The following is a 13,695-nucleotide window of genomic DNA, read 5'->3' on the forward strand; positions in this document are numbered from 1 at the left end:
CCCTCCCCCACTGGAGACCACCACGATGTCTGCCTCACTGCGCGTACCCTCCGCCCCGCCCCAGGCCGCCCCACCGCACTCCCCCTCATCCGGTCCGGCCACCGCACTCCTGGACGCCTACCGGCCCGGCACGGACCGCTTCCTCGCCTCGCCCGGCCGCACCCTGCTCGGCACCGGCACCGCCGCCGAGGTCCCGCACGACGACCGGCCGCCAGCCGTCCGCGTACAGGAGGCCCTGGACGCCGCCCGGCGGGCCGGGAACGCGGCGCCGGTCGTCATGGGTTCGCTGCCCTTCGACCCGCAGGCACCGGCCGCGCTGGCCGTCCCGCAGACCGTGCGCCGGGCATCCGCCCTGCGCGACGACCCGTTCGTCGCCCTGCCCGTCCCGGCCGCCGGGCCCGGCACCTGGCAGACCCGGGAGGTCCCGTCGGCGGCCGGTTACGGTGCCGCGGTGGACGCGGCGGTCCGGCGGATGCGGGCGGGCGAGTTCGACAAGGTCGTCCTCGCGCGCACCCTGGAACTGACCTCCTCCCAGGACCTCGATCTGCCCGCCATGCTGCGCCGGCTCGCCCGCCACGACCCGGGCGGCTACACCTTCGCCGTGCCCAGCGGCCCCGGCCGCACCCTCATCGGCGCCAGCCCCGAACTCCTCGTCGCCCGCACCGGAGGCCGGCTCACCGCCAACCCGCTGGCCGGCTCCGCACCCCGCAGCAACGACCTCGCCGAGGACGTGCGGCGGGCCGCCGCGCTGCTGGAGTCGCCCAAGGACCTCCACGAGCACGCCGTCGTCGTCGATGCCGTGCGCGAGGCCCTCGCCCCCTTCTGCACCGGCCTGGACGTGCCCGAACAGCCCACGCTGGTACGGACGGAGGCCATGTGGCACCTGTCCACGACCGTCACCGCAACCCTCACCGACCCCGCCACCACCTCGCTCGCCCTCGCCTCCGCGCTGCACCCCACGCCCGCCGTGTGCGGCACGCCCACCGACGTGGCGCGGGCCGTCATCGCCCGGTCCGAGCCCTTCGAACGGGGCGCCTACACCGGCATGGTGGGCTGGCAGGACGCGGACGGCGACGGTGAGTGGGTGGTGACGATCCGCTGCGCCGAGGCGGAGGGCCGCTCGCTGCGGCTGTTCGCCGGGGCGGGGGTGGTCGCCGCGTCCTCGCCGGAAGCCGAGACCGCAGAGACCGGCGCCAAGTTCCGTACGTTCCTCAACGCCGTGGGAGCCGCCCTGTGAGCACCGCACCGCACGAAGACGCCCCGACCTGGCCGGCCGGGTTCGCCGCCCGCTACCGGGCGGCCGGGCACTGGCGCGGCGAGACGTTCTCCGGCATGCTGCGCGAACGGGCCGAGGCCCACGGCGACCGCGTGGCGCTGATCGACCCGGCCCCCGAGCGCCGCGCCTGGACCTATCGCGAACTGGACGAGCGCGCGGCCCGCCTCGCGGCCGGATTCCGGGCGCGCGGGATAGCCAAGGGCGACCGGGTCGTCGTCCAGCTGCCGAACATCGCCGAGTTCGCCGAGGTCGTCTTCGCCCTCTTCCGGATCGGCGCGCTGCCCGTCTACGCGCTGCCCGCCCACCGGGAGACGGAGATCGGCTACTTCTGCTCGTTCGCCGAGGCCGTCGCCTACGTGATCCCGGACCGGCACGCCGGGTTCGACCACCGCGCGCTGGCGACCGCCGTACAGGAGCGAACGCCCACCCTGAAGCACGTGTTCGTCGTCGGCGACCCGGGGAAGCACACCGCCCTGTCCGACGTACCGTGCGAGGAGACCGCGGCGCCCGAGGACGGCCCCGAGCCGCACGACCTGGCCTTCCTCCAGCTGTCCGGCGGCACCACCGGGGTCCCCAAGCTCATCCCCCGTACACACGACGACTACATCTACTCGCTGCGCGGCTCCAACGAGATCTGCGGCGTCGACGCGGACACCCGCTACCTCGTCGTCCTGCCCGCCGCGCACAACTTCCCGATGAGTTCGCCCGGCTGGCTCGGCACGCTGTACGCCGGCGGCACGGTCGTCCTGTGCCCGCGCCCCGACCCCGCGACGGCGTTCCCCCTCGTCGAGCGGGAGCGCGTCACGATGACGGGCATGGTGCCGCCGCTCGCCCTGCTGTGGACCGAGGCCGCCCCGGGCGCCGGGCAGGACCTCTCCAGCCTGGAGCTGGTCCTGGTCGGCGGCGCCAAGTACAGCGAGACGGCGGCCCGCCGCTTGGAGCCCGCGCTCGGGTGCCGGCTGATGCAGGTCTTCGGCATGGCCGAGGGCCTCGTCAACTACACCCGGCTGGACGACGACCAGGAGACCGTGGTCACCACCCAGGGCCGGCCGATCTCCGAGGACGACGAGATCCGCATCGTGGACGACGCCGGACACGAGGTGGCCGAGGGGGACTTCGGGCACCTGCTCACCCGGGGCCCGTACACGATCCGCGGCTACTGGCGCGCTCCCGAGCACAACAGGTCGGCGTTCACCGAGGACGGCTTCTACCGCACGGGCGACATCGTGCGCCGCACCCCGGGCGGGCATCTCGTGGTCGAGGGCCGGGCGAAGGACCAGATCAACCGGGGCGGCGAGAAGGTCGCGCCGGAGGAGATCGAGAACATCATCCTCGCCCACCCGGCCGTGCACGACGTGTCGGTGGTCGGTGTGGCCGACGCGTATCTCGGCGAGCGCACCCTCGCCTATGTGATCCTGCGCGAGGACTCCGGACCGCTCGGGGCCCTGGCCGTGAAACGGCATGTGCGCGAGCGCGGCGTCGCCGCGTACAAGATCCCCGACCTCGTCGAGTTCGTCGACGTCTTCCCGCAGACCGGAATCGGCAAGGTCAGCAAGAAGGGCCTGCGCTCCGAATCCCCCGCGGGACCGGCCCCGTCCGCGCCCGCCTCCCCCTCCGCCGAGCAGCACTGAGCCCGCCCCGAGCGGCACGAAAGGCCTCCTCATGGCACTCCCCGCCATCGCCCCCTACGCCCTGCCGGGCGCGGACGAACTCCCCGTGAACCGTGTCGGCTGGACCGTCGACCCGATGCGCGCCGTGCTGCTCGTACACGACCTGCAGAATCACTTCCTGAGCGCCTACCGCCCCGGCGAGCAGCCGCTGACCGGCATGCTGGAGAACACGGCGCGCATCATCGAGACCTACCGCCGCGCCGGGATCCCGGTCGTCTACTCGGCACAGCGCGGCGGCCAGACCCCCGAGGAGCGCGGGCTCCAGCTCGACTTCTGGGGGCCGGGCGTGGCCGATGACCCGGAGGCTCTGGCGACTCCGGAAGCGGTCGCGCCCGCGCCCGGCGACACCGTCCTCACCAAGTGGAAGTACAGCGCGTTCGCCCGCACCGATCTGGAGGCGCTGATCCGCAAGGAGGAACGCGACCAGCTGGTGATCACCGGGGTGTACGCGCACATCGGGGTGCTGATGAGCGCGGCCGACGCGTGGATGCGGGACATCCAGGCGTTCGTGGTGGCCGACGCCGTCGCGGACTTCTCGCGCGCGGACCACGACATGGCGCTGCGCTGGGCGGCGGGGCGCTGCGCGGTCGTGACGACCACCGATCTGCTTCTGAAGGAGGTCTGAGCGCCGTGGCTCCCGCCCCGACCGCGTACGCGCGGCACCGCGCCGAAGCCCGGTCCCCGCTGCCGGGGGTGGGTGTCTCATGACGGTCCTGCTCGCCGGCGGGACGGCGGCCCGTGCGTCGAAGGGCGGTCTGCCGCTGACGGCGGCCCAGTTGGGCATGTGGTACGCGCAGTCGCTCGATCCGCTGAGCCCGGCGCAGAACACCGCCGAGTACCTGGAGATCGACGGGCCGGTCGATCCCGGGGTCTTCGCCACCGCGCTGCGCCGGGTCGTCGCCGAGACGGACGCGCTGCGCGTGTGTGTGAAGGACGGGCCCGACGGGCCCCGCCAGCACATCGCCGCCTCCGTCCAACTGCCCCTGACCGTGCGCGATCTGCGGGAGGTGCCGGACGGACGGGGGCAGGCGCTGGCGTGGATGCGGGCGGATCTGGCCCGGCCGTGCGACCTGGCGGCGGGGCCGCTGTTCGGGTACGCGCTGTTCCGGCTCGGCGACGAGCGCTGGCTCTGGTACCAGCGCGTCCACCACCTCGTCGTGGACGGCTTCGGCCACTCGCTCCTCGTGCGGCGCACCGCCGAGGTGTATTCGGCGCTCGCCCGGGGCGAGGCCCCCGCCCCGCGCAGCTTCGGCACGCTGGCCGGTCTGGTCGCGCAGGACGCCGCGTACCGGGAGTCGGACGCGTTCGAAGCGGACCGTGCCCACTGGTCGGCCGCGTTCGCCGACGGGCCCGAGGCGCCGAGGCTCGCGGGCCGGGGCGCGCTGCCCTCCCGTACGTCCCTGCGGCGCACCGCCCATCTGGGCCCGCGGGCCACCGGGCGGGTGCGGGAGCTGGCCGCGCAACTGCGCGCGACCTGGCCCGAGGTGCTGATCGCCGCGCAGGCGCTGTACGTGTCCCGGGCCACGGGCCGCCGCGATGTGGTGCTCGGGCTGCCGATGATGGGCCGGGTCGGCCCGGTGGCGCTGCGGGTTCCCGGCATGGTGACGAACGTGCTGCCGCTGCGGGTGGCCGTCGAGCCGGAGGCGGCCTTCGGTGAGCTGGTGCGCGAGGTGGTCCTCGGGATCCGGACGGTCCGCCGCCATCAGCGTTACCGCTACGAGGACATCCGCCGCGATCTGCGGCTGCTCGGCGAGAACCGGGCGCTGGTCGGCCCGCTCGTCAACGCGATGCCGTTCGTCTACGACGTGGACTTCGCCGGGGCGCGGGCCCGGTCCCGCAATCTGTCCGCCGGCCCGGTGGACGACCTGACCGTCAACATCTACGACCGCGGCGACGGCCGGGGCCTGATCATCGACCACGACGCCAATCCGGCGCTGTACGACGAGGGGGCGCTCGCCGCACACCAGGAGCGCTTCCTGCGTCTGGTGGAGCGGCTGGCCGACGCGGGCCCCCGCACCCCGCTCGCCGCGCACGGCATCGCCACACCGGCCGAACTGGAGCTGGTCCGCGACCGGTTCGTCCGCACCGGCCGCGAGCTGCCGCCGACGACCCTGATCGGCCCGGTCGAGGCGCAGGCCGTCCGCACCCCGGACGCGACCGCTCTGGTCCACGGGGATGTCTCGCTCACCTACGCGGAGCTGAACACCCGGGCCAACCGGCTGGCCCGCCATCTGCGGACCCTGGGCGCCCGGCCCGGGGCGGTGGTGGCGGTGGCCGTGCCCCGCTCGGCGGAGCTCGTCGTCTCGCTGCTCGCCGTGCTGAAGACCGGGGCCGCCTATCTGCCGCTGGACCCGGACCACCCGTCGGAGCGGATCACGCACATGCTCCGGGACGCGGAGCCGGTCTGCGCCGTCACGGACCGCGCGGACCGCCTCCCCGCGGACACGGGGACTCCCCCGGTGGTCCTGGCGGGGCTGGACGTCTCCGGATACCTGTGGACCGATCCGCCGCGCCCGCTGACGCCCGCGCACCCGGCGTACGTCATCCACACCTCGGGCTCCACCGGCCGTCCCAAGGGCGTCGTCGTCCCGCACCGGGCGATCGACAACCGGCTGCGCTGGATGCAGGACGCCTATCCGCTGGGTCCCGGCGACCGGGTGCTGCACAAGACGCCGTCGTCGTTCGACGTGTCGGTATGGGAGTTGTTCTGGCCGCTGCGTGCGGGGGCCGCGCTCGTCGTCGCCGAGCCCGGGGGTCACAAGGACCCCGGGTACCTGGCCCGGCTGATCCGCGAACAGTCCGTGACCGTCTGCCATTTCGTGCCGTCGATGCTCCGGGCCTTCCTGGCCGGTGCGGACGCCGGCCGGTGCGCGGGGCTGCGCCGCGTGTTCTCCAGCGGCGAGGAGCTGCCCCGGGAGACGGCCCACGCCTTCGGGCGCGCCCTGCCGCAGGTCGCCCTGCACAATCTGTACGGGCCGACGGAGGCCGCCGTCGATGTCACCTTCCACCCGTGCGCCCCGGACGGCGCCGGTCCGGTGCCGATCGGCCGGCCCGTGTGGAACACCCGGCCGTATGTGCTGGACGACGCGCTGCGGCCCTGCCCGCCGGGTGTGGCGGGAGAACTCTGCCTGGGCGGGCGGCAGTTGGCCGACGGCTATCTGAACCGCCCGGCGCTCACCGCGGCCCGCTTCGTCGCCGACCCCTTCGGACCGCCCGCCGCGCGCATGTACCGCACGGGCGACCTGGCGCGCTGGACCGAGGAGGGCGAGCTCGAATACCTCGGCCGCACCGACGACCAGGTCAAGCTGCGCGGGCAGCGCGTCGAACTCGGCGAGATCGAGGCCGCCCTGGCCGCCCACCCCGGCGTGGACGGCGCCTGTGCCCTGGTGCGCGAGGACCGGCCGGACGACCAGCGGCTCGTCGGGTACGTGACGGGGACCGCCGACCCCTCGGACGTACGGGCCGCACTGACGCGGCAGCTTCCGGAGCACCTGGTGCCGGCGGCGGTGGTCGCGCTCGACGCGTTCCCGCTGGGCCCCAGCGGCAAGCTGGACCGCCGGGGGCTGCCCGCCCCCGTCCACACCGGCGGTGCCGGTGCGCGCCCGGCGAAGGGCACCCGCGAGGAGGCGCTGACCGCGCTGTTCGCGGAGGTGCTCGGGGTGGCGGAAGCCGGCCCGGACGACGCGTTCTTCGACCTGGGCGGCACCTCGCTGCTCGCGGTGCGGCTCGTGGCGCGGGTGCGGGAGGAGTTCGGCGCCGCGCTGACGGTCGGTTCGCTGTTCGAGGCGTCCACGCCGGAGGCGCTCGCCGCCCGGATCGACGCCGCCGGGCCGGCGTCGGGGGACGCGCTGGGAGCCGTCCTGCCGCTGCGCGGGACCGGCGACCGCGCTCCCCTGTTCGCCATCCACCCGGCGGGCGGCATCGCGTGGGCCTACGCCGGTCTGTCGGCCCGGCTGGGACCGCACCAGCCGGTGTACGGCATCCAGGCCCGTGGGCTGGTCCGCGGCGAACCGCTCCCGCGCACCCTGGAGGAGGAGGCCGCCGGCCATGTGGACCGCATCCGCTCTGTGCAGGGCGACGGCCCCTACCGGCTGCTCGGCTGGTCGGTCGGCGGGGTGCTCGCCCACGCGGTGGCGGTGCTGCTCCAGGAGAGCGGCCAGAAGGTCGAACTGCTGGCGCTGCTGGACGCGTTCCCCGCCGAGCAGTGGCGCGGGCGCCCGGCGCCCGGGGAGGGCGACGCCCTCACGGCGGTGCTGCGCATGGCGGGCTTCGAGCGCGGTGGTGAACGCACCCGTGGCGATGTCCTGGCCACGCTGCGCCGGGCGGGCAGTCCGCTGGCCGGTCTCGGGGACCACACGCTGTCCCGGATCGTCGACATCGTGCCCAACCACGCCCGCATGATGCGTGAGCACACGCACCGGCGGTACGAGGGCGACCTGCTGTTCTTCACCGCGGCGGCGCCCCGCGCGGAGCACTGGCTCAGCCACCGGGCCTGGCGGGCGCATGTGACGGGCACCGTGGTCAACCACGACCTGGACTGCACCCACGCGCAGGTGATGCGGGACCGGCAGCTCGACGTCATCGCTCCCGTGCTCGCGGCGCGGCTGGCAGCACCGGACGCCTGATCCGCCGCCGCCGTCCCCGCCCGGCACCGGGCCAGGAGGGGACGGCGGTGCCCGGGGACAGCGACTCCACCAGACCGCCGGCCGGTTCCGTGCGCCTGCACAGAGAGTCGCGGCCGCCGTTGAACTCCTGGTAGTGGCGTCCACGTAGCCGGCGGGCGGCGGGCAGCACGAGCGCCCCCGCGCAAAGAAGATTCCCCGGTCCGCAATTGCGGACCGGGGAATTTCACGACTATATTGGGGGGTTCTGTGCGCCCACAGAAAAGGCCCCTCAAGGGGGGCCACTAAGAAACACCTTAGCCGTCAGGGAGCAATTTTGTCAACTCGGGAAAGTGCCGAATTGCAGAAGGAGCAGGAATTCGTCGACCGGGTCTACGACCGTGTCGATGTGCTGCGCGGTGTCACCGCCGAGCGGGTCCAGGACGCCCTGACGCCCGTCGGCAACGGCCTCCAGGCCCGGCTCGAACGTGATGTGCTCGTCTCCGAGCGCTCGGGTCTGCTCGCCGCTCTGAACGCGGTCGACGGTTCGCTCTGTTTCGGCCGCATCGATCTCTCGGACGGCGCCGCGCACCATATCGGCCGTATCGGAATCCGCGAGGACAACACCGATCACACGCCCATGCTGATCGACTGGCGCGCACCGGTCGCCCGTCCCTTCTACCTCGCCACCGGTCACACTCCGATGGGTCTGCGCAGGCGCCGGCACATCACCACCGAGGGCCGCACCGTCACCGAGCTGCACGACGAGATCCTCGACGTCCGGGACCGGGAGCGCACCGGCTTCGAGGACCCGAGCGGCGACACCGTCCTGCTCGCCGCCGTGAACTCCGCGCGCACCGGACGCATGGCCGACATCGTACGGACCATCCAGGCCGAGCAGGACCGCATCATCCGCGCCCCGCACCGCGGTGTCCTCGTGGTCGAGGGCGGCCCCGGCACCGGCAAGACGGCGGTGGCGCTGCACCGGGCGGCGTTCCTGCTGTACGAGCACCGCGAGCTGCTCGCCAAGCGCGCCGTCCTGATCGTGGGCCCCAATCCGGCGTTCCTGAGCTACATCGGCGAGGTGCTGCCCGCGCTCGGCGAGACCGGTGTCCTGCTCGCCACCCAGGCCGAGCTGTTCCCCGGGGTCCACGCCCGCGGCACCGACACGCCCCGCGCCGCGGCGGTGAAGGGCGGCGCGGCCATGGCCGAGGCGCTGGCCCTGGCCGTGCGCGACCGGCAGCGGCTGCCCGAGCCCGGCGCGCCGCTGGTCATCGCGCACGACGACGGCGACCTGGTCCTGGACTGGGAGATCGCCTACGAGGCCCGGCAGGCGGCGCGCGACACCCGGCTGTCGTACAACCTCGCCCGGCCGCACTTCGCCTTCCGGATCATCGACGCGCTGACCGCGCAGCTCACCGAGCGCATCGGCGCCGACCCGTACGGCGGCCCCAACTTCCTCGGCCCCGACGACATCGCCCAGCTCGGCAAGGGCGTCGCCGTCAGCCGGGAGGTGCACGTCGCGATCGACACGCTGTGGCCGCCCCTCGCCCCGGAGGGCTTCCTCGCCGACTACCTCGCCGAGCCGGTCCACCTGCCGGCCGAGGACGCCGAGGCCATCCGGCGCGCGCCGGGCGAGGGCGGCTGGACACCTGCCGACGTACCGCTGCTGGACGAGGCGGCCGAACTCCTCGGGGTGGACGACAGCGCCGAGCGGGCGGCGGCCGAGGCCGAGCGCCAGGAGCGGATCGCGTACGCCCAGGGGGTGCTGGAGCTGTCCAGGGGCTCGGAGTCCTTCGAGTTCGAGGACGAGGAGTCGGAGGTGCTCGCCGCGCACGACATCATCGACGCCGAACGGATGGCGGAGCGGCAGGAGGAGGCCGATCACCGCAGCGCGGCTGAACGTGCCGCCGCCGACCGGACCTGGGCGTTCGGGCACATCATCGTGGACGAGGCGCAGGAGCTGTCGCCGATGGCGTGGCGGCTGCTGATGCGCCGTTCCCCGACCCGGTCGCTGACCCTGGTGGGCGACCCGGCGCAGACCTCGGAGGAGGCGGGGATCGGCTCGTGGAAGGAGATCCTCGATCCGTACGTGGGCGATCGTTTCGAGCACGTACGGCTCGGGGTCAACTACCGTACGCCCGCCGAGATCATGGCGGTCGCGGCGAAGGTGCTGCGGGCCGACGACCCCTCGTTCGAGCCGCCCGGCTCGGTGCGGTCCACCGGGGAGGTGCCGTGGGTCCGGGACGCCGGCGACGACCTGGCGGGCGCGGTGGCGCGGGCGGTCGCCGAGCTGACACCGGAGGAGGGACGCCTCGCGGTGATCGCGCCACGTGAGCTGCACGAGGAGATCGCCGCCCCGCTGGACGGGGTCGCGGCCGGCGCCGAGCCCGATCTGACCCGGACGGTGGTCCTGCTCGGCCCCCGGCAGGCCAAGGGCCTCGAATTCGACCACGTGCTGGTCGTGGAGCCCGGCCGGTTCGGGACCAGCGATCTGTATGTGGCGCTGACCCGGGCCACGCAGCGGCTGGGGATCGTGCACCGCGAGGCGCTTCCCGCCTCTCTGCGCTGACGGCCGCCGGGCAACCGGCTTCGCGGGCCGGGCTGTTGTACGCGGACAGCCCGGCCCGGACGGACGGGTTCCGGGAAGCCTTGACACCCCGGAGCCACAGGAGGAGCATCCTCACGTCGTTGACAACGTTGTCGGGGCGACGCCGTTCCGCTGCGGCCACGACGCCCGTTCCCCGCCGCGTTGACCGTCCGTCACATACGAAGGGCAGGAACGGTGCCACAGACGCACAACCGTCGCACGCACACCGGAATCCGGGCCGTCGGATCCGTCACCGCCGCCGCCATGGCCGTGATGGGCCTGGTGGCCGCGGCCGCCCCCGCGTCCGCCTCGCCCGGCGGGGACACCGTCAGAAACCCGGTGTCGTACGTCGACCCCCTCATCGGCTCGTCGAACGCCGGCAACACCTACCCGGGCGCGGTCCAGCCGTTCGGCATGCTGGCGTGGAGTCCGCAGAACTCGCGGGGCAAGCAGGTCTCGACGCCCGCACCCGGCGGCTACCAGTACGACGCGAAGAAGATCCGCGGCTTCAGCCTCACCCATCTCAACGGCGTCGGCTGCTCCGGCGCCAACGGCGACATCCCGATCATGCCGTACGTGGGCGACGTGGACTCCTCCCCCACCTCGGACACCACCGACGCGAAGTACGCGAGCGACTTCTCGCACGACGACGAGACGGCGTCCGCCGGCTACTACGAGGTCGGCCTGGCCAGTGGCGCGTCGGCTGCGCTCACCACCACCGCCCGCACCGGATCGGGGCAGTTCGGCTTCCCCGCCGGCAAGCCCGCCAGCATGCTCTTCCGCACCTCCAACTCGGAGACCGGAAGCACCGGCGCCACCGTGCGCATCAACCGGGCCGAGCGGACCGTGACGGGTTCGGTCACGGCGGGCAACTTCTGCGGGCCGCAGAGCGCGAACAACCGCAAGGACCTGTACACGCTGTATTTCACCGCCCACTTCGACAAGCCCTTCGCGAAGGTCGGCACCTGGAAGGACGGCACACTCTCCCCCGGTTCCACCTCCGCCTCCGGCGGTACGGGCTACAGCGCGTCCGGCAACGCCGTGGAGGGCAAGGGCTCCGGCGCGTACGTCACGTTTGCGGACGGAACCACCCTGGCGCGCGCCAGGGTCGCCGTCTCGTACGTGAGCCAGAAGAACGCCGAGGCCAACCTCCGCGCGGAGAACGGGCCCGGCCGGAGCTTCGACTCCGTGAAGCGGCAGGCCGCCGCCAACTGGAACAAGGCACTGAAGTCGATCGAGATCGGCGGAGGCACCGAGGCCCGGCGCACCACGTTCTACACCGCGCTCTACCACTCCATGCTGGAGCCGACCCTCACCAGCGACGTGGACGGCCGCTATCTCGGCGCCGACCGGAAACCGCACCGGCTCGCCAAGGGGCAGAAGGCGCAGTACGGCACCTTCTCCGGCTGGGACCAGTACCGGGCGCAGGTGCAGCTCATGGCCCTGCTCAACCCGAGGGCGGGCAGCGACTACGCCCAGTCCCTCTTCAACTACGCGAACCAGCGCGACGGGGAGTGGGACCGCTGGCTGCTGGAGAACGGCAAGACGAGCGTGATGTCCGGCGACCCGTCGGACGCGGCGCTCGCCGGGATCTACGCGTTCGGCGGCCGTGACTTCGACGTCAGGGGCGCGCTGAAGTCCCTGGTGAGGGCGGCGACCGTGCCGACCGCGAACGACTCGGACAGCGCGGGCTGCAACGTCGAGTGCGTGGGCCAGCGGCCCGCCCTCGACAAGTACCTGGAGCTGGGCTACGTACCGGCGGACAACTGCCACTGCTGGGGCGGTGCGGCCGAGACGCTGGAGGACGCCGCGGCCGACTTCGGCCTCGCGGAGCTCTCCCGGCGGCTGGGGCGGACGGCGGACGCGAAGAGGTTCCTGGACCGGTCGGGCAACTGGACCAACGTCTTCGACGCCAACGCCACCGAGGACGGCGGCTACATACGCGACCGGAAGTCCGACGGCAGCTGGGCGGGCACCTTCACGCCGGGCACCGGCAGCGGTTTCGTCGAGGGCACCAGCGCCCGGTACACCTGGATGGTCTACTCGGACGTGGCCGGCCTCGCGGGCGCCATGGGCGGCAACGAGCGCGCGGCGGAGCGGCTCGACGCGTTCTTCCGCGGTCCGGACGGCACGTTCGACTTCTCGGCGAAGGACCCCACGCGCTACGACCCGACGAACGAGCCGGACATCAACGCGCCTTACCTGTACAACTACTTCGGCGCTCCGTACAAGACACAGGAGACGGTCCGCGCGGAGCTGGACCAGCTGTGGACCGACGGCCCCGGCGGCATCCCGGGCAACGACGACGCGGGCACCATGTCGTCCTGGTACGTCTTCTCCGCGCTGGGCATGTACCCGCAGAACCCGAGCCGCGCCGATCTGACGCTCACCGCCCCGCTGTTCCCGCACGCGGTGGTGCACACCGGGCACGGCAGGACGATCACGGTCGACGCGCCCGCGGCCTCGGCCGGCCACATGTACATCCACGGCCTGAAGGTCGACGGCCGTACGTCCACGAAGCCGTGGGTCCCGGACTCGCTCGTCACCCGGGGCGGCCGCCTCGACTTCACCCTCGGCACGACGGCCGACACCACCTGGGGCAGCGCCCCGGCAGACGCGCCGCCGTCCTTCCCCGGCGGCGGGCTGAAGTACTTCACGGGCGCCTCCCCCGACCAGCTGAAGACCGAGCCGGGCTCCGAAGGCGCGCGGACGGTCGTCAAGGTGCAGAGCCTGGAGACGAAGGCGACCACCGTGCACTGGACGGCCGATCCGCCCGCCGGGATCACGGTCACCCCGTCCGAGGGCGACTTCACGGTGCCCGCACGCGGCGCGGCGCAGGCGAAACTGACCGTGTCGGCCGGGACGGACACCGCCGAGGGCTACTACACGGTCCCGGTGACCCTGAAGTCCTCGACGGGTGAGGAGCTGCCGAAGACATCGGCGGCGGTGACGGTCGCCGAGCGCGACGGCCTGCTGTGGAACCGCAACAGCACCGGGATCTCGGCGGACGACGGGAATCCGCAGGCCAACTTCGACGGCGAGGGCTGGAGTTACTCGGCGAAGGCGCTCGCGGCGGCGGGTGCGGAGCCGGGCGGCACGGTCTCGTCGGGCGGTTTCGACTTCGCCTGGCCGCAGGTGGGTGCCGGTGACCCGGACAACATCGAGGTGGCCGGCGCGGACCCGCAGGTGCTGAACGTCCCCGCCTCGCAGGGCGACACGAAGCTCGCCTTCCTCGGGAGCGCCGCCGAGGGCGAGGCGTCGGGGACGGTGACGCTGACGTACACCGACGGCACCACGCAGCGGGCGGAGATCGGCTTCAGCGACTGGACGCTGGGCGGCGGCACGCAGCAGCCGTCGTTCGGCAACACGGTCGCGGTGCACACCGAGTACCGCGATGTGCAGGGCGGCGGGAAGGACCCGGTGGGCACCGAGCTCTTCGCGACCGCGCCGATCGCCCTCCAGGCCGGTAAGCGGCTCGCGAGCGTAACGCTGCCGGGCGAGACGGAGGGCGGGATCATCCACGTCTTCGCGGTGGCCACCGCCTGACCGGACCTGTGC

The 13,695-nt window shown here is 73.4% G+C and carries 6 protein-coding genes; all 6 read left to right on the forward strand.

What is annotated here, in order from left to right:
* Nucleotides 1-25 precede the first annotated feature (25 nt).
* The 6 genes from P8A18_RS02465 (at nucleotide 26) to P8A18_RS02490 (ending at nucleotide 13,683) form a co-directional block, all read left to right on the forward strand.
* The gene (locus P8A18_RS02465; protein WP_306051323.1) at nucleotides 26-1,237 is read left to right on the forward strand and encodes an isochorismate synthase; all 1,212 of its coding nucleotides are present in this window, start codon (nucleotides 26-28) and stop codon (nucleotides 1,235-1,237) included.
* On the forward strand, nucleotides 1,234-2,907 hold the full coding sequence (locus tag P8A18_RS02470) for a (2,3-dihydroxybenzoyl)adenylate synthase (RefSeq protein WP_306051325.1): 1,674 nt from the start codon (nucleotides 1,234-1,236) through the stop codon (nucleotides 2,905-2,907). Before P8A18_RS02465 ends, P8A18_RS02470 begins: the two co-directional genes overlap by 4 nt.
* A gap of 31 nt (nucleotides 2,908-2,938) precedes the next feature.
* Nucleotides 2,939-3,571, forward strand: coding sequence for an isochorismatase family protein (locus P8A18_RS02475; protein ID WP_018555392.1), 633 nt, complete (start codon nucleotides 2,939-2,941; stop codon nucleotides 3,569-3,571).
* Nucleotides 3,572-3,650: 79 nt separating this feature from the next.
* Nucleotides 3,651-7,571 carry a non-ribosomal peptide synthetase gene (locus P8A18_RS02480; protein WP_306051327.1) on the forward strand — a complete coding sequence of 1,307 codons (3,921 nt, stop codon included), beginning with the start codon at nucleotides 3,651-3,653 and terminating at the stop codon, nucleotides 7,569-7,571.
* A 337-nt stretch (nucleotides 7,572-7,908) separates the two neighbouring features.
* On the forward strand, nucleotides 7,909-10,119 hold the full coding sequence (locus tag P8A18_RS02485; protein ID WP_306051329.1) for a HelD family protein: 2,211 nt from the start codon (nucleotides 7,909-7,911) through the stop codon (nucleotides 10,117-10,119).
* A 213-nt stretch (nucleotides 10,120-10,332) separates the two neighbouring features.
* Nucleotides 10,333-13,683, forward strand: coding sequence for a GH92 family glycosyl hydrolase (locus tag P8A18_RS02490; RefSeq protein ID WP_511101550.1), 3,351 nt, complete (start codon nucleotides 10,333-10,335; stop codon nucleotides 13,681-13,683).
* Nucleotides 13,684-13,695: the final 12 nt, after the last annotated feature.

The organism is Streptomyces sp. Mut1, assembly GCF_030719295.1.
GTDB lineage: Bacteria > Actinomycetota > Actinomycetes > Streptomycetales > Streptomycetaceae > Streptomyces > Streptomyces castrisilvae.